Annotated in this window: 18 protein-coding genes; 14 read left to right on the top strand and 4 right to left on the bottom strand. The window is 60.6% G+C overall.

Annotation, left to right across the window (positions count from 1 at the left end):
• Positions 1 to 70 precede the first annotated feature (70 nt).
• The 7 genes from ACQZ60_RS17545 (at position 71) to ACQZ60_RS17515 (ending at position 8,316) form a co-directional block, all read left to right on the top strand.
• A complete protein-coding gene (locus ACQZ60_RS17545; protein ID WP_448735759.1) occupies positions 71 to 1,363 on the top strand; it encodes an ABC transporter substrate-binding protein in 1,293 nt (430 codons plus the stop codon).
• A gap of 183 nt (positions 1,364 to 1,546) precedes the next feature.
• Entirely contained in the window at positions 1,547 to 2,476 is a 930-nt protein-coding gene (locus ACQZ60_RS17540) for an ArsR/SmtB family transcription factor (RefSeq protein ID WP_003520170.1), read from the top strand.
• Between the two features lie 123 nt (positions 2,477 to 2,599).
• The gene (arfA, locus tag ACQZ60_RS17535) at positions 2,600 to 4,111 is read left to right on the top strand and encodes an arabinosylfuranosidase ArfA (protein ID WP_174039807.1); all 1,512 of its coding nucleotides are present in this window, start codon (positions 2,600 to 2,602) and stop codon (positions 4,109 to 4,111) included.
• Positions 4,112 to 4,118: 7 nt separating this feature from the next.
• The gene (locus ACQZ60_RS17530; protein ID WP_003520168.1) at positions 4,119 to 5,192 is read left to right on the top strand and encodes an ABC transporter ATP-binding protein; all 1,074 of its coding nucleotides are present in this window, start codon (positions 4,119 to 4,121) and stop codon (positions 5,190 to 5,192) included.
• 73 nt (positions 5,193 to 5,265) lie between these two features.
• Positions 5,266 to 6,540 carry an extracellular solute-binding protein gene (locus ACQZ60_RS17525; RefSeq protein WP_448735758.1) on the top strand — a complete coding sequence of 425 codons (1,275 nt, stop codon included), beginning with the start codon at positions 5,266 to 5,268 and terminating at the stop codon, positions 6,538 to 6,540.
• 67 nt (positions 6,541 to 6,607) lie between these two features.
• The gene (locus ACQZ60_RS17520) at positions 6,608 to 7,492 is read left to right on the top strand and encodes a carbohydrate ABC transporter permease (RefSeq protein ID WP_425646502.1); all 885 of its coding nucleotides are present in this window, start codon (positions 6,608 to 6,610) and stop codon (positions 7,490 to 7,492) included.
• On the top strand, positions 7,489 to 8,316 hold the full coding sequence (locus ACQZ60_RS17515; RefSeq protein ID WP_059757170.1) for a carbohydrate ABC transporter permease: 828 nt from the start codon (positions 7,489 to 7,491) through the stop codon (positions 8,314 to 8,316). Before ACQZ60_RS17520 ends, ACQZ60_RS17515 begins: the two co-directional genes overlap by 4 nt.
• Before the next feature lie 8 nt (positions 8,317 to 8,324).
• Here ACQZ60_RS17515 and ACQZ60_RS17510 read toward each other — a convergent pair whose 3' ends face one another.
• The 4 genes from ACQZ60_RS17510 to ACQZ60_RS17495 form a co-directional block, all read right to left on the bottom strand.
• Positions 8,325 to 9,056 carry an ABC transporter ATP-binding protein gene (locus tag ACQZ60_RS17510; RefSeq protein ID WP_020811698.1) on the bottom strand — a complete coding sequence of 244 codons (732 nt, stop codon included), beginning with the start codon at positions 9,054 to 9,056 and terminating at the stop codon, positions 8,325 to 8,327.
• Positions 9,053 to 9,922, bottom strand: coding sequence for an ABC transporter permease (locus tag ACQZ60_RS17505; RefSeq protein WP_448735757.1), 870 nt, complete (start codon positions 9,920 to 9,922; stop codon positions 9,053 to 9,055). Before ACQZ60_RS17505 ends, ACQZ60_RS17510 begins: the two co-directional genes overlap by 4 nt.
• The gene (locus ACQZ60_RS17500; protein WP_174057622.1) at positions 9,919 to 10,914 is read right to left on the bottom strand and encodes an aliphatic sulfonate ABC transporter substrate-binding protein; all 996 of its coding nucleotides are present in this window, start codon (positions 10,912 to 10,914) and stop codon (positions 9,919 to 9,921) included. The genes ACQZ60_RS17505 and ACQZ60_RS17500 overlap by 4 nt, the downstream gene beginning before the upstream one ends.
• Before the next feature lie 153 nt (positions 10,915 to 11,067).
• Positions 11,068 to 12,393 carry an LLM class flavin-dependent oxidoreductase gene (locus ACQZ60_RS17495; protein WP_448735756.1) on the bottom strand — a complete coding sequence of 442 codons (1,326 nt, stop codon included), beginning with the start codon at positions 12,391 to 12,393 and terminating at the stop codon, positions 11,068 to 11,070.
• 375 nt (positions 12,394 to 12,768) lie between these two features.
• On the opposite strand from ACQZ60_RS17495, the gene ACQZ60_RS17490 reads away from it, so the two are divergent.
• Genes ACQZ60_RS17490 through ACQZ60_RS17460 form a run of 7 tightly spaced genes read left to right on the top strand, consistent with a single transcriptional unit; the run spans position 12,769 to position 19,755 of the window.
• Positions 12,769 to 14,268 (top strand): FAD/NAD(P)-binding protein, encoded by a 1,500-nt coding sequence (locus tag ACQZ60_RS17490; RefSeq protein WP_448735755.1) that lies wholly within the window; start codon positions 12,769 to 12,771, stop codon positions 14,266 to 14,268.
• The gene (locus ACQZ60_RS17485) at positions 14,261 to 14,905 is read left to right on the top strand and encodes a 2-hydroxychromene-2-carboxylate isomerase (RefSeq protein WP_020811703.1); all 645 of its coding nucleotides are present in this window, start codon (positions 14,261 to 14,263) and stop codon (positions 14,903 to 14,905) included. The genes ACQZ60_RS17490 and ACQZ60_RS17485 overlap by 8 nt, the downstream gene beginning before the upstream one ends.
• Positions 14,902 to 15,903, top strand: a complete 1,002-nt coding sequence (locus ACQZ60_RS17480) for a dipeptidase (RefSeq protein WP_020811704.1) — start codon at positions 14,902 to 14,904, stop codon at positions 15,901 to 15,903. The genes ACQZ60_RS17485 and ACQZ60_RS17480 overlap by 4 nt, the downstream gene beginning before the upstream one ends.
• A 30-nt stretch (positions 15,904 to 15,933) precedes the next feature.
• Positions 15,934 to 17,007 (top strand): ABC transporter substrate-binding protein, encoded by a 1,074-nt coding sequence (locus ACQZ60_RS17475; protein WP_135399564.1) that lies wholly within the window; start codon positions 15,934 to 15,936, stop codon positions 17,005 to 17,007.
• Positions 17,008 to 17,027: 20 nt separating this feature from the next.
• Positions 17,028 to 18,083, top strand: coding sequence for an ABC transporter ATP-binding protein (locus ACQZ60_RS17470; RefSeq protein WP_142780287.1), 1,056 nt, complete (start codon positions 17,028 to 17,030; stop codon positions 18,081 to 18,083).
• The gene (locus tag ACQZ60_RS17465; RefSeq protein WP_059757192.1) at positions 18,083 to 18,958 is read left to right on the top strand and encodes an ABC transporter permease; all 876 of its coding nucleotides are present in this window, start codon (positions 18,083 to 18,085) and stop codon (positions 18,956 to 18,958) included. Before ACQZ60_RS17470 ends, ACQZ60_RS17465 begins: the two co-directional genes overlap by 1 nt.
• Positions 18,959 to 18,966: 8 nt before the next feature.
• Entirely contained in the window at positions 18,967 to 19,755 is a 789-nt protein-coding gene (locus ACQZ60_RS17460) for an ABC transporter permease (protein WP_059757194.1), read from the top strand.
• Position 19,756: the final 1 nt, after the last annotated feature.

The following is a 19,756-nucleotide window of genomic DNA, read 5'->3' as shown; positions in this document are numbered from 1 at the left end:
ATTGCAAACAAAGAAAATTTGCAAGAATTTAAGTAGTCAGTGAAAAATTTGCAAAACGCGGGAGGAGCAGATGCAAACTATCGACAGACGTGGATTTTTGGTGACGGCGGCGCTGGCCGGTCTCGGCGTGGCGGCGGGTGGTTTTCGCGCGGCCGCGGCTGAGACCCGGCTTCGCTGCGTATGGTGGGGATCGGCCGACCGCAGCAAGCGCACCAACGACGTGATCGCCCTTTACCAGAAGGCTAACCCGCAAACGGAGATCAGCGGCGAAATGATCGCCGGTTCCGATTACTGGACCAAGCTTGCGACATCGATGGCGGGGCGCAACGTCGCCGATATCTTCCAGCTCGAACCTTCCACCATTGCCGATTATTCCGGCCGTGGCGCCTGCATGGAGCTGGACCAGTTCGTCGGCAAGTCGCTCGATCTTTCCACCTTCGGCAAAAGCGAGGTCGATCTCTGCCGCATCGACGGCAAGCTTTACGGCGTCGGCCTTGGGCTGAATTCCTTCTGCATGATGTATGACGCCGATACGCTGAAGGAAGCCGGCGTTTCCGTGCCGCAGGAGCAGATCACCTGGAAGGCGCTCTCGGAACTGGCGCGCGATTTCAAGAAGAACGGTCCGGCAAAACGGAACTATTGGGCGGTGCCCTATGGCGCGCGTTATCATTATGTTTTCGATGTCTGGCTGCGCCAGCGCGGCAAGCTGCTGTTTCAGGACGGTACCATCGGCTTCAACAAGGAAGATGCGAAGGAATGGTTCGCCTATTGGGAGGACCTGCGCGAGAACAAGCTCTGCGTTTCCGCCGATATCCAGACGCGTGACGACAACACTATCGAATCCAACGCCCTGACGCTCGGCAATTCGGCTATCGGTTTTGCTTATTCCAACCAGCTTGTCGGTTATCAGAAACTCAACAAGCAAACGCTGTCCATCGGCATGCTGCCGGGCGAGGGGCCGGGCAAGCCGACCGGGCATTATTACCGGCCGGGCCTCATCTGGTCCATTTCGTCCACCTCGACCAATGCGGAAGCGGCGGCGAGATTCATCAATTTCTTCGTCAACGATCTGGAAGCCGGCAAGGTGCTCGGCGTCGAGCGTGGCGTACCGCCGGCCAAGGTCGTGCGCGAGGCCCTGTTGCCGAGCCTCAACGAGACCGAGCGCAAGACGGTGGATTATATCGAAAGCCTGTCGGGCAAGCTCGATACCTATCCGGAACCCGCGCCGATCGGCGCCAATGAGTTCGACCGTGGCGTGATGCGCCCCATTGCCGATTCGCTCGCCTTCGGCCGCGCCAGCGTGGATGAAGCGGCGCAAAACCTCGTCGACACCGGCACGCGGACCCTGCGCAAGCGCGGCTGACGACGAAACGGGCACCGCCACGCGGTATCGAGACCGTGTGGCGGTGCTCTTTTTTGTGAAGTGCCAGGGGTGAATGGCGCTTCACGCCTTTCAAAAGCGTCCGCATGAGAAACAGCACTGGACAAGTGCATGGCATTTAAGCCAGAAATTCTGATCTGGATCGATAAATCTGAAGATTAGAATATGGCGCCCAATTTCCTCCTCGTTGATGCTGAAAAAGAATTTGATGTCCTGAAAGCGGCGGCGTCGCTGATCCGCGTGCAGATATTGAAGTTGCTGCATGAGGCGAGCGGCCTCAACGTCAACGAAATTGCGCAGAGACTGGAGCTTCCCCAGTCCACCGTTTCCGCCGGCGTGGCCGTTCTTGAGGAAGCGGGGCTGCTGCGAACCGAAACGCGCAAGGCGCGCAAGGGCAACCAGAAAATCTGTTTCGCCACCTGTGACGAACTCATTGTTTCTTTCCGGAAACCCGAGGCGCCGGTCGCATCAAATTACATCGCGGTCGCTATGCCGCTCGGTCTTTACACCCAAAGTTCGGTAACCGCGCCCTGCGGCATCTGCTCGCCGGAGGGCATCATCGGCCTTCTCGATGTGCCCGATACATTCATGGATCCGGACCGTATGAAGGCGGCGCTGCTGTGGTTGACCTCCGGCTTCGTGGAATATCAATTTCCCAATAATGCCAAGATTCAGGGGCGAGAAGTCGAGGAAATCGAGTTTTCGATGGAGGTCAGCTCCGAAGTGCCGGGAACGCACAGCAACTGGCCGTCCGATATTACTCTATCCGTCAACGGCAGGGAAATCGGGGTCTGGACCTCACCCGGCGACTTCGGCGACAAGCGCGGTGCGTTTACGCCGGACTGGTGGAAGCTCTCCGGTTCCCAATATGGCATGCTCAAGACCTGGCGCATCACCGCGCAGGGAACCTATGTCGACGGAACCCGGATTTCGGATGTGACGCTGGCGGATATCGATCTGACCAGCCACCGCTCCATCCGCTTGCGCATCGAGGTCAAGGCCGATGCAAAACATCCGGGCGGGCTGAATATCTTTGGCCGCGGCTTCGGGAATTACGATCAGGACATCGTTCTGCGCCTGCGCACCGCAGGCTGATCCAGCCAATTTTCAAAAGTATGATTTTCGCGGTTGACAGGCGCGGATTCCCTCGGCAACTATATTATTAAATATGGTTTATATCATATTTTTAGATATAAATGCGCAGGGGAGGAGAGCCTTATGAAAGCGCGGGTTTCAGTCCACCGGGACTTCCGGATTGGGCGTATCGACGATCGTCTTTATTCCGCCTTCATCGAACATATGGGGCGTGCCATCTATGGCGGCATCTATGAGCCCGGCCATCCGCAGGCGGACGCGAACGGCTTCCGCAGGGACGTTCTGAAATTCGTGCAGGACCTGAAAATTCCGGCCATCCGTTATCCCGGCGGCAACTTCGTTTCCGCCTATCGCTGGGAAGACGGCATCGGGCCGCGCGACCAGCGCCCCATCCGTCTCGATCTCGCATGGCGCTCCAAGGAAACCAACCAGATCGGTATCAACGAATTCGCCGACTGGGCGCAGATGGCCGGCATCGAGATGATGCTCGCCGTCAATCTCGGTTCCCGTGGTCTGGATGACGCCCGCAATTTCCTCGAATATGTGAATTTTCCGGGCGGCACCACGCTCAGCGATATGCGCCGCAGCCACGGCGCGGAAAAACCCCACGGCGTGAAAATGTGGTGCCTCGGCAACGAAATGGACGGTCCCTGGCAGATCGGTCACAAGACGGCGGTGGAATATGGCCGTCTGGCCAATGAAACCGCCAAGGCCTTCAAGGGTTTCGATCCGACGATTGAAGCGATTGTCTGCGGCAGCTCCAATGACGGCATGCCGACCTATCCCGAATGGGAGCGCGAGGTGCTGGAGGAGTGCTATGAGAATGTCGACCACATCTCGCTGCACAAATATTTCGGCAATAACAGCCGCGACACGCTGAATTATTTCGGCAAGATCGAGGAAACCGGGCGCTATATCCAGACGATTGCCGGGGTCATCGATTACGTGAAGGCCAAGAAGCGCGCCAAAAACGAGGTCTCCATCTGCTTCGACGAATGGAACGTCTGGTATCATATCCGCGAAGAAGACGGCAAACGCATCAAGAGCTGGGACTGGCCGGAAGCGCCCGCACTTCTGGAAGAGACATACAACTTCGAAGATGCGCTTTTTGTCGCCGGTCTGCTCAATGAGTTCATCCGCCGTTCGGACCGCGTGCGCATTGCCTGCATCGCCCAGCTCGTCAATGTCATCGCCCCCATCCGGGCGGAAAAGAACGGGCCGGCCTGGCGGCAGACGATCTATTATCCCTATCAGTTCGCCTCGCTTTATGGCCGCGGCGTCGCGCTGAACGTCGCCGTCGATTGCCCGACTTACGATTGCAACGCGGCCGACGACGTCAAATATCTCGATGTTGCCGGTGTTTATGACGAGGCGGAAGGCGTCGTGACACTGTTCGTGCTCAACCGCCATCTGACAGAAGCGGCGGAGATCGATGTCAGCCTCACCGGCTATTCATCCGCCACTCTCAGCCTGCATCTTGCCATGGCGGGATATGATCTGCGCCTCGGCAACGGCCCGGATCAACCGGATCGCGTCGTGCCGGTGCCGGGCAGCGGCGTCGCCGTGGAGGACGGGGCGCTGAAGGGTTCGGTGCCTGCGCTGTCCTACCATGTGCTGCGGCTGAAGGTTCAGTGAGGCGGCCATGGGTGTCCGTCTCAATAATGTCGCCAAGTCCTTTGGATCTTTCGCGGCGATCCGGGATGTTTCGATGGAAATTCCAGCCGGCAGCTTTGCGGTCTTCGTGGGGCCTTCCGGCTGCGGAAAATCCACCCTGTTGCGCATGATCGCCGGCCTTGAGGAAACCAGCGGCGGGCGCATCGCCATCGATGAGCGTGATGTCACCGCGGTCGAACCGGCGGATCGCGGCGTTGCGATGGTGTTCCAGAACTATGCGCTCTATCCGCATCTGACGGTGTTCGAGAACATGGCGTTCAGCCTGCGTCTTGCCCGCCGGCCGAAGGCGGAGGTGACGGAGAGGGTGGGCGAGGCCGCGCGCATCCTCCAGCTTGAGGAGCATCTGCACAAACGGCCCTCGCAGCTTTCCGGCGGCCAGAGGCAACGCGTGGCCATCGGCCGCGCCATCGTGCGGCAGCCGAAAGTATTCCTGTTCGATGAGCCGCTGTCCAATCTGGACGCCGAACTGCGTGTGCAGATGCGGCTGGAACTGACCCGGCTTCATCGCAAGCTGGGCGCGACGATGATCTATGTCACGCATGACCAGGTGGAAGCCATGACGCTTGCGGACAGGATTTTCGTGCTGAAGGGCGGCATCGTGCAGCAGGCGGGGGCGCCGCTCACCCTTTACGACGATCCGGACAACCGCTTCGTGGCCGGTTTTATCGGATCGCCCGCGATGAATTTCCTGCGGGCCGATATCGTCTCCCAGGCGGATGGCATCGTGACGCTCGCGCCCGAGGGCGGGGCAGGGCATCTCAGGGCCCGGCTTGCCCAGTCCGTTTCCCCCGGCCAGCGGGTCGAGATCGGAATTCGGCCGGAGCATCTGACGATTACGGAAGAGGGCGCCCTGCCGGTCGTCGTCGAGGTCGCGGAGGAGCTTGGCGATCTTTCCTACCTCTATACCCGCACCGGATCCGGGAAGGAAATCATCGTGCAGCGGCAAGGCACGCGGGAAAGGCTGGATGGCCGGTCGGTATCGCTTACCGCCTCGCCCGACCATGTCCTTGTCTTCGACGATGACGGCAGACGGTTGCGATAGGCGCGAGGAGGCGTCTTTCGAAACAGCAAACCATCCCTCAACGGGATGTTCGATCAAACGGGAGGAGTGAACGATGCGACTGATCAAGACATTGCTTGTTGGTGCGGCTCTGGGTCTCAGCGCCCTGCCGGCTCTCGCGAAGCAGGATATCGTCTGGTGGGACTTTCTGTCGGGCGGTGACGGCGTGCGCATGAAGGCGTTGATCGATGCCTTCAACAAGGAACACCCCGACATCCAGATCAAGGGAACGACGCTCGAATGGGGCGTGCCCTTTTATACCAAGGTGCGCACGGCCTCCGCGGTGGGTGAGGGGCCGGATATCATGACCTATCACCTGTCACGCGCGCCGCTTGGCCTTGAAGAAAAAGTGCTGAGCGAAATCACCGAAAAGGATCTCGAGGATGCGGGGCTGAAGACCGGAGACTTCTTCAGCGCACCCGTGGATGCGGCCACCCAGAGCGGCAAACTTTACGCCGTGCCGTTCGATATCCATGCGCTTGTCCTTTATTACAACGCCGATCTTCTCAAAGGCTCGCTCTATCTCGATGCCGAGGGCAAGCTGACCGGCATCGAGACGATCGAGGATTTCGAGAAGGCGCTGGCCTGGGCGAAGGACAATGGCGTCCAGACGCCGATTACCTATCAATCGGGTGGCGAAGGCGGGGTGTGGCGCGTCTTTTATACGCTGCTGTCGCAACAGGGCGGCGAACTCGTCACTGAAAAAGAGGTTCTGGCCGGCGACAATGCCGAAAAGGCGGCAAAGGCCATCGAAACCCTGTCCAGATGGCGGGAAAACGGCTGGGCCCCCGAACAGGCGGAATATGAAGCCTCGGTGGCGCTCTTCTCCGCCGGTAAATCCGCGTTCCAGCTGAACGGCGTCTGGGAAGTTCCGACCTACAAGGATCTGGAAAAGAACGGCAAGCTCGGCTTCAAATGGAGTGCGGTGGAAGTGCCGCCCCTGATGGGCAAGCGCGCCACCTGGGCGGATTCCCATGCTTTCGCCATTCCGAATGAAGGTGACAAAACGGTCTCCGGCGAAAAACGCGCTGCGGTGATGAAGGTGATCGGCTGGATGGAGAAACACGCCATCAGCTGGGCCGATGCCGGGCATATTCCGGCTTACAAGTCCATCACCGAAAGCAGCGAATACAAAGCGATGCAGCCGAATGCCACCTATGCCTCCCTGGCGGAAGCGGCGGTGTTCGATCCGAAGACCACCATTACCGGGGTCGCTTCGCCCGCCTATGATGCGGCGCTCAACGTCATTGCCCCCGCCATTCAGGGCTTCATGAGCAGCACCGACGCCGTGGAGCAGATCAAGGATGAGCTGCAGGGCAAGCTCAGGTAATCGGCAGCCTGCCCTCCGGTTGAGGCCGGAGGGCAGAGTGCAATGCGCAAGCTCGCGGAGACATTCCATGGCTATGATTGAAAACCGGCGCAAGAAATCGCTGATCGCGCTGTCGATGGTGACGCCGTTCGTTCTGGTCTTCACCACCTTCTTTCTTTATCCGCTGATAGAGATGGTGCGCATCAGCTTCACCGATGCGCCGCTGATCGGTGAGGGAAACTGGGTCGGCCTGGAGAATTACGCGAAGCTGCTGAGCGACCGCCTGTTCGTCACCTCGCTCAAGAACAACGGCTATTTCGTGCTTCTGACCGTTGTGCCCACGACCGTCATCGCCCTGATGATCGCGCTCGCCGTCAGCCGCCTCTCGGGCGTGAAGCAGACGATTGCCATGAGCCTGTTTTTCCTGCCCTATGTGCTTCCGGTTTCGGTCGTCACGGAAATCTGGGCGTGGATGCTCGATCTGCAGTTCGGCATTCTCCAGCCGGTCATATCGCTGTTGGCGGGCAAACCCGTCGCCGTTTTCAAGAACCCCTACTGGGTCATGCCGATGGTCGCCGTCGTCACCATCTGGTGGACGAACGGCTTCAATGTGCTGCTCTTCATCGCCGGATTGCGGAATATACCGGCCGAGCTTTATGAGGCGGCGTCTCTGGATGGCGCGACGACCTGGCAGCGCTTCCGCCGCGTCACCTGGCCGCTTCTGTGGCCGGTCACGGCGCTGGTGCTGACGCTGCAACTGATCCTGCAACTGAAGATATTCGACCAGATCTATCTCTTAAGCGGCGGCGGGCCGTTCAATTCCAGCTTCGTGCTGCTCCTCAAGGTCTATCGCGAGGCCTTCCAGATGAACAATGGCGGTTATGCGTCTGCCGTCGCGACGGTGCTTTTCCTGCTGATCGTCATCGTTTCCGTTTTCCAGTTCCAGCTGCTGCGCATCCGGAGGAATTCATGAGCCCGATGAGAAAATTCGAGAACCTCGTTCTGACGCTGCTGACTTTTTCGGCGGCCCTCGTCTGGATTTTTCCGCTCTACTGGAGCTTCGTCACCTCGCTTCGCGCCGATGAGAACGTTGCCGGCAATATGTCGCTTTTGCCGGACGAGTTTCGCCTCGGCGCTTATTTCAATGCAATATTCAATACCCGGCTGATGACCTGGTATGTGAACTCCATCGGCACGGCGGTCATCGTCACGATCTCGGTGCTGTTCATTTCCATGCTCTGCGCCTATGCGCTGTCGCAGATACGCTTTCCGGGCAGGCGGCTGCTTTATGGCATCGTGCTGGCAAGCTTCATGGTGCCGGCGCAAACGCTGGTCGTCACCCAGTTCATCCTGATGAAGAACCTCAACCTTATCAACACCTGGGCGGGCATCATCCTGCCGCAGTTGATCACGCCCATCGTCATCATCGTCTACAAGCAGTTTTTCGACAGCGTGCCGAAAGAGATGCGCGAAGCCGTGGTGCTGGATGGCGGCGGCGAATACACGATCCTGTTCCGGGTCTATCTGCCGCTCAACTGGGGCATCACGACCGCCATGGCGATCGTGACCTTCATTACGGTATGGAACGCCTTCTTCTGGCCCTTCCTCGTGGTCACCTCCGAAAACATGATGACGATCCCGGTCGGTATCACCCAGGTCAACGATGCTTTCGGCGTCGCCTATGCGCGGCTGATGGCCGTCGCCATGCTGGCGGCCCTGCCGGTCATCATCGCCTATGTCATCTTCCAGCGGCGCGTGACGGAGGCGATCATGATTTCGTCGGGTGTGAAGGGGTGAGATGTTCCTCAGATGACGTGGGCATTGTGCAGGGCGGTCAGCACCTCGTTCTTGAGGTTTGCGAGCTGCGGAGACCGCCGGTCGCGCGGGCGCGGTACGTCCACCTCTATCCGCTGCTGGATACGGCCGTCATGGGCGCCCATCATGTAAATCCGGTCGCCGAGATAGAGCGCTTCGTCGATATCGTGGGTGACGAGCAGGAAGGAGATGCCGCGCTGTTCGACGAGCTTCAGCACCAGATCCTGCAATTTCATCCGTGTGAAAGCATCGACCGCGCTGAAGGGTTCATCGAGCAGCAGAATGCGCGGCTCGGTATAGAGCGCCCTTGCGATTGCCACACGTTGCGCCATGCCGCCCGAAAGGGCCTTCGGCAGCGCCCCGCCATGGCCGCTCAAACCGACATCGTCGATCAACCTTTCCACGCGCCCGACATCATATTTCCTCCCCGCCGCATAACCGATGTTTTCGGCAACCGTCAGCCAGGGCATCAGGCGGGGTTCCTGAAAGACGAATGCGATGGGCGGTGAGTTGGATGCCTGCTCCTCGTCCTGCTGAACCCTGACTGCGCCTGAAAAACGCCGGTCGAGGCCGGCGGCGATGCGCAGCAATGTGCTCTTGCCGCAGCCGCTGGGGCCGAGAAGAACCGCCGCCTCGCCATCGCCCAGCGTCAGCTGGATATCCTGAAGGATCACCGTGTCGCCGAAAGCCTTTTCGTGCACATCGACATTCAGCAAACTCATCGCAGGCGTCCTCCCTGCTGAAGCGGATAGGTGTCGCGCCAGCGCAGGCATCGGTCTTCGACGATCTTGAAGAGGCTGTCGGAAATCTTGCCCAGCACCGCAAGGCAGATGATGGCGATCATGACGAGATCGGGCCGGGAAAGCTCCCGCCCGTCGGAGAGCATGTAGCCGATACCTTCCGAGGCGGCCAAAAGCTCGGCCGCAACGACGCTCAGCCAGGCGAGCGACAGCCCGTAACGCAGGCCCGTGAAGAGATGCGGCAGCGAGGCGGGAATGAAAATCCGCCACACCAGCACGGGCAGCGGCTGGCGATACATCTCGCCCACCTCCACCAGCTTGCGGTCGACATTCCTGATGCCGGAAAAGAGGTTGAGATAGACCGGGAAAAATGCGCTTTTGGCGATAAGCACGATTTTCGAGGTTTCGCCGATGCCGAACCAGATCATTAGCAGCGGCACCCATGCAAGGCTCGGAACCGCCCGCAGCGCCTGAAACGTCGGCTCGAGATAACGTTCGGCCGCAATCACCAGACCGACGAGCGAACCGACGACGATGGCGAGCAGGGAGCCGATGACGAAGCCGACGAAGACGCGCGCGGTACTGGCCGCAACATTCGCCCACAGGGGACCTTCCGCAAGCCGCAGGAACGTATCGTAAAGTTCGGAAGGCGGCGGCAGCACATAGGGGCTGACCCAGCCGAGGCGAACGAAAAGCTCAAGCAGCAGCAGCGACCCGACGGGCACGATTGCGCCACGCAGGTCGAAACGGCCAAGGAAATTCCCCACCCTTTGCACAAGCGGCAATCGGGAAGGGAATTGTCCCGCAGTCTGTTTCACGCGCTGGAATTCGCGCGGATGGGAATTCATGCGCCAAGCGCCTTTTTCGCCGGTGCCGGATCGCTCAGCGAGGACAGGACATTGTCGACATTGACGCCGGGGCGCAGGACGTCGTCACCCAGAAGCGGCGTGACGATACGGATCGAGTTCAGCAATTCCTCGCCCGGAACGGGATTATTCCAGTCGCGCTTCTCGATTGTCAGCCTGGTGATCTTGGGATCGTTGCCGGTGACCTGCGTGACGAAATCGATGAATTCGCTTTTGTTTTCACGAATCCACTTCTGCGTCTGCACCCAGACGCCGAGAAGTCTGTCGACCGCTTTCGGGTATTTGGCCAGAAACTCCTCGGAGACGCTGAAGACGCTGCCGTCGCGCCAGCTGCGCTCGTCGAAAATCGCCCGGTCGCCGGCAAGCTCGGCCTGGGATGTGTGCGGATCGATGCCGACCCAGGCATCCACCTGACCCTGCTGAAGCGCGTTGAACCCTTCCGGATGTTGCAAGTTCACGACCTTCAGGTCGTCGATGGACAGCTTGTTCTGGTCAAGCGCGCGGACGAGGGTGAAATAGGGCGCGGTGCCCTTGGTGACCGCAATGGTCTTACCCTTGAGATCGGCGACGGTTTTGATGGGTGAATCCGGGCGCACCTGAATGATGGACGAACCGCCCCAGCTCGCGACATAGATCACCTTCAGCGGCACGCCGTTGGCGCGGGCGAGAAAGGCGGAAAGGGCGGCCGAGCCGGCAAAATCCGTCGAGCCGACCTTCAGGAATTCGAGCGAATTGTTGCTGCCGCGGGATTGCACCCAGGTGATCTTCGTGCCGACATCCTTGAAAGCCTCCTCGAGCCACCCCTTGTTCTTTATCAGCAGCGTATGGGAGGAGTAAAATCCCCAGTCCAGCTTCAGTTCGGCAGGAAATTCCGGGGAACTCTGGGCCAGCGCCTTGCCCGTGGCAAGCGGTGCGGCAAGAGCGCCGGCAATGCCGAATTTGAGGATCTGGCGGCGGGAATGTTCAGCCTTCATATTAATTCACCTAATTTATGTATTTTGTGTATTTAAAGGGTATGGGCGGGTGTTTTCGAGGTCAATCCGCCCTTCTGGAACCTCATGCCAAACTTTGCGAGCCGCGTGGAAAATCTCCCTACCGGGAGCGCGATCGGCGCGACGGCGCTTTATTCAGGTGAAAAAACGATTGGCCGGTCGGTGCAGGCCGAGATGGTCGCGCAATGTCGGCCCCTCATAGTCCTTGCGGAACAGCCCGCGTCTTTGCAGTTCCGGCACCACCTGCGTCGTGAAGTCGTCGAGGCCGGCAGGCAGGAAAGGGAAGGTGACATTGAAACCGTCCGAACCCTCCTCATGGAGCCATTGTTCCATCTCGTCGGCGATGGTCTTTGGCGTGCCGACGAAGGCAAGACCCGCATAACCGCCCAGCCGCTGGGCAAGCTGGCGCACCGTCAGGCCCTCGCTTCGGGCAAGCTCGATCACCCTTTCACGGCTGGATTTGCTGGCGTTCGTTTCCGGAATATCAGGCAGGGGGCCATCCGGATCAAAGCCGGAAACATCGTGGCCGAGCGCAATCGAGAGCGAGGCGATTGCGCTGTCATAATGGACGAGACTGTCGAGCCTGGCGCGTTTGGCCTTGGCCTCTTCGACGCTGTTGCCGACGAGAACGAAAGCGCCCGGCAGGATGACAATTCCCTCGCGCGAACGGCCAGCGGCGACAGTCCTGTCCTTGACGTCCTTATAAAAAGCCTTTCCCGCCGCAAGCGTGGGTGTTGCGGCAAAAACCACCTCTGCCGTCTCGGCGGCAAGCTGGCGTCCCGGTTCGGAAGCTCCGGCCTGCACGATGACGGGCCAACCCTGCACCGGGCGCGCGATATTGAGCGGCCCGCGCACGGAAAATTCAGGTCCCTTGTGGTCCAACACATGCATCTTTTCGGGATCGAAGAAGAGCCCGCTGTCGACATCCCGGATAAAGGCGTCGTCGGAAAAGGAATCCCAGAGCCCGGTGACGACATCGTAAAATTCCCGCGCGCGGCCATAGCGTTCGGCATGATCAGGCTGTTCCTCGCGGCCGAAGTTCCGGGCCGCGTCGGGGTTTGACGTGGTGACGATGTTCCAGCCGGCGCGACCGTTGCTGAGGTGATCGAGCGAGGCGAAACGCCGGGCGACGTGATAGGGCTCATCGAAGGTGGTGGAGGCGGTGGCGACCAGCCCGATGCGGGAGGTGACGGCGGCGAGCGCCGAAAGCAGGGTGAAGGGCTCGAAGGAGGTGACGGTGTGGCTGCGGCGCAGCGCCTCCGTGGGCATGTTCAGCACCGCCAGATGATCCGCCATGAAGAATGCATCGAACTTCGCGGCTTCGAGCTGTTGTGCGAAGCGCGCCAGATGGGCGAAATTGAAATTCGCATCCGGAAAGGCGCCCGGATAACGCCATGCACCCGTGTGGAGACTGACGGGCCGCATGAAGGCGCCGAGATGCAGTTTGCGATCATTTGCCATTGGGCTTCACTTTCGTCGATGTTTTGGCTTGCGCGGCGCGTTGCGGAGGGCTGCAGCCGCAGGCAGGTCTTTGCTCGTCGCGACGATATCCCCGCCGGGGGATTGGCGCGGCAAAGACTATTCCGATTATGATTTCCGAACCGAAAGATTTTTGCTGAAATTCTGCATTTGGCGATGATCCGGTCACCCGCGCCGGTCTCGTTTCCATCCCGTCGAGCGCAAGAATCGGCGGGCCGAGCTTCACTCCTTGCCGCTTGCGCGAAAATTTGCCGAAAACTGCGAATGATTAGAAGATTTTTGCTTTCCGGATTTCCGCTTCTGTGTTTCTTATAATGCTTAAATAGAATTTTTAACGCTCATTAATTCAGAAATAACATGATGGAAGATCGCAAAACCGACGCAGTGTCTGTGAATGCGGGCGGCTTGCCGGCGCTGGAGGCGAGGCTTGCGCAGGAACTCGCCCTGCTTGAGCGACCGGCAAAGCCGTGGGTGCCGCGCACCTCTCTCAACGGTTCCGAGGTGCTGGATGTCGCCGTCATCGGCGCCGGGCTCTGCGGGCTGACCGCGCTTGCGGCCCTTTCATTTGCCGGTATCGACAATATCCGCGCTTTCGACAGGGCGCCCAGCGGGCGGGAAGGCCCATGGGTGACCAGTGCGCGCATGGAGACATTGCGCACCCGCAAGGAGCTGGCCGGGCCGGCGCTCGGCGTACCCTCCCTGACATTCCGCGCATGGTTCGAGGCGCAGTTCGGCGCGCGCGCCTATGAGGAGATGGTGCTCATACCGCGTGAAGCCTGGATGGCTTACATGGTCTGGTATCGCAATGTGCTGACGCTGCCGGTGAGCAACGAAACCGAACTTGCCGGTCTCGTTCTGTGCGAGGATGGCCTGCTCGCTCTCGATTTTCTGGGGCCGGAAGGTCCAGCCAAGGTTCTGGCGCGCCGGGTGATCCTGGCGACGGGGCTCGATGGCCTCGGTGCGCCGCGCATGCCGGATGTGGCGAAAACGGTTCCCGCCCGCTTCGTGCGCCATAGCGGCGATGTATTCGATATGGGCGCTTGGCGTGGCAAACGTGTCGCGGTGGTCGGCGCCGGTGCTTCGGCGATGGACAATGCAGCCGCAGCACTGGAGGCGGGGGCGGCCCGCGTCGATCTTTTCATTCGCAGGACCGATATCCCCCGGGTCGAAAAATTCGGCGGTATCGCCAGCCTCGGCATGACCCATGGTTATATCGGCCTGCCCGATGCCGACCGCTGGGCCTTCATGGTCGAGGCGGAGCGCACACAGATTCCGCCGCCGCGCCACAGCGTCCTCAGGGTCTCGCGCCATGACAATGCGTTCTTCCATCTGGGCAGTCCCGTTCTCAGCCTGACGGAAGCGGGAGATGCGGTGGAAATCGAGACTCCGAAGGGGCGCTATTCGGCCGATCTCATCATTTTCGCCACTGGCTTCGATGTCGATTTCGCCCGGCGGCCGGAATTTACCGCCTTGAGCGGCCGCGTCCTGCTCTGGCGCGACGCCTATCAGCCGCCGGCCGGTGAGGAGAATGACGCGCTGGGGTCCTATCCCTATCTCGGGCCGGCTTTCGAGTTTCTGCCGAAACCGGGTCTGCCGGCCGCCGAGGCGGAGGCGATTTCCCGCATCCATTGCTTCGCCTATCCGGCTGTTCCCTCCCACGGGAAAATCACCAGCGGCATTCCGGCCGTCAGCCCGGGCGCTGAGCGTCTGGCGCAGGGCATCGCCAGGTCTTTCTTCGTCGAAGACCGCGCCCGTCATTTCGAGACTTTCATGAACCACGACGCCGCTGAAATCACCGGCGAGGAATGGCGCGATGCGGACGCGCAGGACAGGATCAAGGAGCATGCCAATGGCTGAAGCGGCGCTGAAACTGGAGATATTTTACGGCATTTCTTCGCCATGGGCCTATTTCGGCGCGCCACGGGCCGTGGAAGTCGCCCGCACACATGGCGCCGCAATCGTGTTGCGGCCCATCCGCATCATCGAGGCCAATGGCGGCATTCCGCTGCGCAGCCGCCCGGATGCCCGGCAAAGCTATCATGCCGTGGAACTGGACCGGTGGCGGCGTTATCTCGATATGCCGCTCAACCTGACGCCGAAGTTTTACCCCTGCGCCACCATCGAAAGGGCCGCACAGCTCGTCATCGCCGCGCAGAAGGCCGGGCTCGATGCGATCAGCCTGTCCTTCGCCATCCAGCGCGCCTTGTGGAGCGAAGAGCGCGACATTGCCGACCTCGACACACTGCGCACCATCGCACAGGCGGTCCTCGGCTCGGAAGGTGCTGCCCTCGTGCGCGATCCGCAGCCGGAAGACATCGTGGCGGAATGGCAGGGAAATCTGGCAGAGGCCGAACGTCTCGGGATTTTCGGCACGCCGACCTATGTGGTGAATGGCGAACTTTTCTGGGGGCAGGACCGTCTGGAATTCGTCAGCCGCGCCCTTGGGGCGCTCAAAGAGCAGCTTTCACAATCCGCAGTGAGGACATCCGCATGACCGATGCCGCAAAACTCCATAATGACGCCATCGTCATCGACGGTCTGCAAACCTGCCAGTGGAGCAGGTCGATATTCGAGGACATGCGCGCCGGCGGCCTCACCGCCGTCAATGTCTCCAGCGTGATCTGGGAAAACTTCCGCGAGGGCATCGGTTATGTCAGCGAATGGAAGCGTTTCCTGCGGGAAAACGACGACCTGATCCGTCCGGTGCGGACGGTCGCCGATATTCATGCGGCCAAGGCCGAGAACAGAACCGGCATCATCATCGGCTGGCAGAACACCTCGCCGCTCGAGGACAAGCTGGATTACGTCGAAATCTTCAAGGATCTCGGCGTCGGCATCATGCAGCTGACCTACAATACCCAGAACTATTCCGGCGCCGGATATCTCGAAGAAAACGACAGCGGCCTGACCGGCTTCGGCCGCGAGGTGCTGGCGGAGATGAACCGCGTCGGCGTGCTCTGCGATTTGAGCCATGTCGGCGACAGAACGACGGCCGATGTCATCGCCCGCTCGCAAGCGCCGGTCTGTATCTCGCATGTGCTGCCGCGGGCGCTGCGCGATGTGAAGCGCAACAAGCCGGATGAACTCTTCAAGGCCTGCGCGGAGAAGGGCGGCATCGTCGGCATCAGCCTTTTCGCGCCGGGACTTGCCGCTGGAAACGACGCCACGGTCGAGGATTATCTCGACGCCATGGCCTATGTCATCGATCTCGTCGGCGAGGATCATGTCGGCATCGGCACGGATTTTTCGCAGGAGCGACCGCGTCCCGGCCCCTGGCAGCTCTGGGCCAACCGCGACAAGGGCACGGCCCGCACGCTGACGGAATTCGCGACGGTCAAGATTTCCAAGCCGAAGGGCATCGAGCGCATCGGCGAGGTGCCCAATATCACCGCCCGCATGCTGGCGCGCGGCTGGAGCGAAACGCTCGTTCTCAAACTTCTCGGCCAGAACTGGCTGCGTGTGCTGGATGCCGCCTGGCGGCCCGTAAACTGACAATATCGAAAACAAACGGAGGCAACTGAAATGAAAAATGCTCATCAGCGCCGCAGGGCCGCTCTCGTCGTCGGCATCGTTGCCGCCGGAATCGCATCGCTCTCGGGCACCGTCTTCGCACAGGATGCGACGAAGGGCACCGTCAACATCGTCGGCTTCTCCGGCGTTTTTGCGGATAACTACCAGAAATTCATCATCGACGCCTTCAAGGCCAAACATCCGGGCATCGAGGTGAATTATCAGCAGAGCAAAAATTCGGCCGAAACGCTGGCGCTTCTCACCCTTCAGCGCGCCGAGCCGAAGGTCGATGTCGCCCTGATCGACGTTTCGGTGGCGATCAAGGCGAACAAGGAGGAGCTGTTCACCAAGCTTGATGCCGCAAAGGTGCCGAACCTTGCCGAACAGCCGGAATGGGCGCGCATCGATGGCGACCGCGCCGTTGCCTTCTCGCAGGACAATCTCGCCATTCTCTACAATACCGACGCGGTGAAGGAGCCGCCGACAAGCTGGGCCGATCTCGCCGATCCGAAATACAAGGGAAAGATCGCCGCCAAGCTTTCCGATACGCGCGGCGTCATTCTCCTGCCGATCCTCACCAAGCTGAAGGGCGGCGACTACAAGACCTCCATCGATCCGGCCATCGATTTCCTGAAGGAGGTCGCGCCGAGCGTCTCGACCTTCGAACCTGCGCCGGATTGCTATGCGGTGGTGCAGAGCGGCGAAGTCGATCTCTCCATCTGCTGGAACGGACGCGCGCAATATCTGCACGACACGCAGGGCGGCAAGATCGGGATCGCCCTGCCGAAGGAAGGCTCCATCGGCCAGACGAACACGATCGGTCTGGTCGAAGGCTCCGCCAATAGGCAAGCCGCCGAACTCTTCGTCAATTATGCGCTGAGCGCCGAGGCGCAGGCGACCTTCGCCGAAAAGAGCTTCTACGGTCCGGTCAACAGCAAGGTTGCGCTCAGCGAACCGGTCGCCGCCCGCATCTATGGCAGCAAGGAAGCCCAGGCCGCGCAGTCTTCCCTCGACTGGAACTTCGTGGCGGACAAATATTCGGCGTGGATACAGCGGATCAACCGCGAGGTCATCGCGGCGAATTGAGACAGGAAGCAGAGGACGCCATGGCCGATCATCATGTCGAGATCGACAATCTCGTGAAGACCTATCCGGGCGCCCTCAAGCCCTCCGTGGATCACGTCAGCCTTTCCCTGCCGCGCGGGGAAATGCTGGCGCTGCTGGGGCCTTCCGGCTGCGGCAAGACGACGATCCTGCGCATGATCGCCGGCCTCATTCCGGTAACCTCGGGCGAAATCCGGCTGGACGGTCGCGATATTTCCGCAACCCCGGTCCACAGGCGCAATATGGGCATGGTCTTTCAGGCCTATGCCCTGTTTCCGCATATGAATGTTGCCGAAAACATCGCCTTCGGGCTGGAAATGCGCGGCATCGCAAAGTCGGAGCGCAAGGAGCGGGTGGCGAAGGCGCTCGATCTGGTCAAGCTTTCCGGTTTCGGCGAAAGGCGCGTCTCCCAGCTTTCCGGCGGCCAGCAGCAGCGGGCGGCGATTGCCCGCTCTCTCGTCATCGAACCCGCTCTGCTGTTGTTCGATGAGCCGCTTTCCAATCTCGATGCCAAGCTGCGCGACGAGATGCGCGATGAAATCCGCGATATCCAGAACCGCACCGGCGTCACCAGCATTTTCGTCACCCACGATCAGGATGAGGCCCTTTCGATGGCCGACCGGCTCGCGGTCATGTCCGAAGGCCGGCTGGAGCAGATCGGCACGCCGCGCGAAATTTTCGACCGGCCGAAAACCGATTTCGTCGCTTCCTTCATCGGCGCCGGCTCGTTCCTTACGGGCACCGTGGTTGCGCCGGGCCGGGCTGAGATTCCCGGTCTCGGCTTCCTGCATTTCTCGGGCGCTGTCCCGGTCGGCCAGAAAGCGCGGTTTCTGGTCCGCCCGCATCGCTTTCTGCTTGGCGATGGCGTCAATGCTTTCTCCGGCATTGTCGAGCACGTCACCTATCGCGGGCAGATGCTGACGCTCGGCGTGCGTGCGGGCGATCATCGCCTGCAGGCCGATCTGCCCACCCATGCCGCCGCTCTGCCGGCAAAGGGCGAGCGCGTGACGCTGTCGGTTGCGCCGGAGGATGTGACGCTGATCGGGGAGGCGGCCTGATGGCGGCGGCAAGCCATGCTTCCGGCGGCGGCACGTCGCATCGCGGCGTTTTGCTTCTCCTGCTTCTGCCGGGCCTCGTCGCACTGCTGACGACGTTTCTGTTGCCGCTCATCTGGCTGGTGCGCGCCTCCTTCGCCTCCTCGTCCATGGCGGCCCTTCGCGGCGGCGACTGGACGCTCGAATCCTACAGAACCGTGCTGTTCGACCCGTTTTACTGGAAGATCGCCTGGAACACGCTTTATCTCGGGGTGAATGTCGCCATTTTCGCGGTCGTTCTTTCCTATCCCATCGCGCTTTTCCTCGCCCGCACCCAAAGCCGCTGGCGCGGCGTGCTGACAGCGCTTGCCGTCGCGCCGCTTCTCACCTCCTCGGTGGTGCGTACCTATGGCTGGATGGTCATTCTGGGGGATCGGGGCGTCATCAATACGGCGCTGCAATCTTCCGGGCTGACGGATGGTGTCATACGGCTCACCAATAATTATTTCGGCGCAACCGTCGCGCTGATCGAAATCCTGATGCCCTATGCGATCCTGGCGATGCTGAGCGGTTTCGGCCGGCTGAACACGCAGCTGGAGGAAGCCGCCGCGATGCTCGGCGCGAACCGCCTGCGGGTCTTCACCCGCATCGTGCTGCCGCTTTCGCTGCCCGGCGTTCTCACCGCAGCGCTTCTCGTCTTCGTGCTGGCGATTTCCTCCTTCGTCACGCCGCGCCTGATGGGCGGCGGACGTGTCTTCGTCATCGGCACGGAGGTTTATAACGAAGCGACTGTGACGCTGAACTGGCCGCTGGCGGCTGCCCTTTCGGTGCTGCTGCTCGTGCTGTTCGGCAGCGTGATCGTGATTTACCAGCGCGCCATGCGCGCGCTTGAGACGTGAGGCCGGCCATGGATGCGAAATTCGGACGCCTCGCCCACGCGCTTCTGCTGACACTGCTTTACCTGTTTCTTCTGGCGCCGATCATCGTCGTCCTGATTATTTCCTTCGATACGCGGCAATATCTGGCTTTTCCGCCGGAAAGCCTGTCCTTCGGCTCCTATGCCAAGGTTTTCGCCAATGCCAAATTCATCGGCGCCTTCTGGCGCAGCCTCGGTATCGGTCTGCTTGTCGGTTTCGTCTCGATCTTCGCGGGGCTGCTTCTGTCGCTGGCGCTCTCACGGCACGAATTCCGCGGCAAAGGGGCGATCAACTTCCTCATCCTCGCACCCTTCCTCGTGCCGCATATCGTGCTCGCCGTCGGCGTGATGCTGGTGCTCGGGCCGCTTGGCCTGCTGGATAGTTATACCGGCATTTTCCTCGCGCATCTCGGCATCACCACGCCCTATACGGTGCGCACCATCACCATGAGCCTGATGGCGGTGGATCGCCGTGTCGAGGAGGCGGCGCGCGTTCATGGCGCCTCGCCGGCCATGGTGCTGTGGCGCATCACGCTGCCGTTGGTCCGGCCCGGTCTCATCGCCGGTGCCGTCATCGCCTTCCTGATTTCTTTCGATGAGGCGACGATCTCGCTCTTCATCGTCTCGGTCAAATCCTCGACGCTGCCGACGGAAATCTATCATTATCTGGAATATTCCACCGATCCGCAGATTGCTGCTCTCTCCGTTATCCTCATCCTGATTTCGGTCATCGTCGTGGTGGCGGTCGAGCGGTTGATCGGGCTGCGCAAGGTGCTGTGAC

The organism is Agrobacterium sp. 22-223-1, from assembly GCF_053522385.1.
Note: the sequence above shows the minus strand (reverse complement) of the source record. Positions and strands in the feature narration are given on the sequence as shown.

Excerpts from the sequence above, each read along its gene's own strand:
- ACQZ60_RS17545 (WP_448735759.1), top strand. The coding sequence starts at position 71 with ATGCAAACTATCGACAGACGTGGATTTTTGGTGACGGCGGCGCTGGCC.
- ACQZ60_RS17540 (WP_003520170.1), top strand. The coding sequence starts at position 1,547 with ATGGCGCCCAATTTCCTCCTCGTTGATGCTGAAAAAGAATTTGATGTC.
- arfA (WP_174039807.1), top strand. The coding sequence starts at position 2,600 with ATGAAAGCGCGGGTTTCAGTCCACCGGGACTTCCGGATTGGGCGTATC.
- ACQZ60_RS17530 (WP_003520168.1), top strand. The coding sequence starts at position 4,119 with ATGGGTGTCCGTCTCAATAATGTCGCCAAGTCCTTTGGATCTTTCGCG.
- ACQZ60_RS17525 (WP_448735758.1), top strand. The coding sequence starts at position 5,266 with ATGCGACTGATCAAGACATTGCTTGTTGGTGCGGCTCTGGGTCTCAGC.
- ACQZ60_RS17520 (WP_425646502.1), top strand. The coding sequence starts at position 6,608 with ATGGCTATGATTGAAAACCGGCGCAAGAAATCGCTGATCGCGCTGTCG.
- ACQZ60_RS17515 (WP_059757170.1), top strand. The coding sequence starts at position 7,489 with ATGAGCCCGATGAGAAAATTCGAGAACCTCGTTCTGACGCTGCTGACT.
- ACQZ60_RS17510 (WP_020811698.1), bottom strand. The coding sequence starts at position 9,056 with ATGAGTTTGCTGAATGTCGATGTGCACGAAAAGGCTTTCGGCGACACG.
- ACQZ60_RS17505 (WP_448735757.1), bottom strand. The coding sequence starts at position 9,922 with ATGAATTCCCATCCGCGCGAATTCCAGCGCGTGAAACAGACTGCGGGA.
- ACQZ60_RS17500 (WP_174057622.1), bottom strand. The coding sequence starts at position 10,914 with ATGAAGGCTGAACATTCCCGCCGCCAGATCCTCAAATTCGGCATTGCC.
- ACQZ60_RS17495 (WP_448735756.1), bottom strand. The coding sequence starts at position 12,393 with ATGGCAAATGATCGCAAACTGCATCTCGGCGCCTTCATGCGGCCCGTC.
- ACQZ60_RS17490 (WP_448735755.1), top strand. The coding sequence starts at position 12,769 with ATGATGGAAGATCGCAAAACCGACGCAGTGTCTGTGAATGCGGGCGGC.
- ACQZ60_RS17485 (WP_020811703.1), top strand. The coding sequence starts at position 14,261 with ATGGCTGAAGCGGCGCTGAAACTGGAGATATTTTACGGCATTTCTTCG.
- ACQZ60_RS17480 (WP_020811704.1), top strand. The coding sequence starts at position 14,902 with ATGACCGATGCCGCAAAACTCCATAATGACGCCATCGTCATCGACGGT.
- ACQZ60_RS17475 (WP_135399564.1), top strand. The coding sequence starts at position 15,934 with ATGAAAAATGCTCATCAGCGCCGCAGGGCCGCTCTCGTCGTCGGCATC.
- ACQZ60_RS17470 (WP_142780287.1), top strand. The coding sequence starts at position 17,028 with ATGGCCGATCATCATGTCGAGATCGACAATCTCGTGAAGACCTATCCG.
- ACQZ60_RS17465 (WP_059757192.1), top strand. The coding sequence starts at position 18,083 with ATGGCGGCGGCAAGCCATGCTTCCGGCGGCGGCACGTCGCATCGCGGC.
- ACQZ60_RS17460 (WP_059757194.1), top strand. The coding sequence starts at position 18,967 with ATGGATGCGAAATTCGGACGCCTCGCCCACGCGCTTCTGCTGACACTG.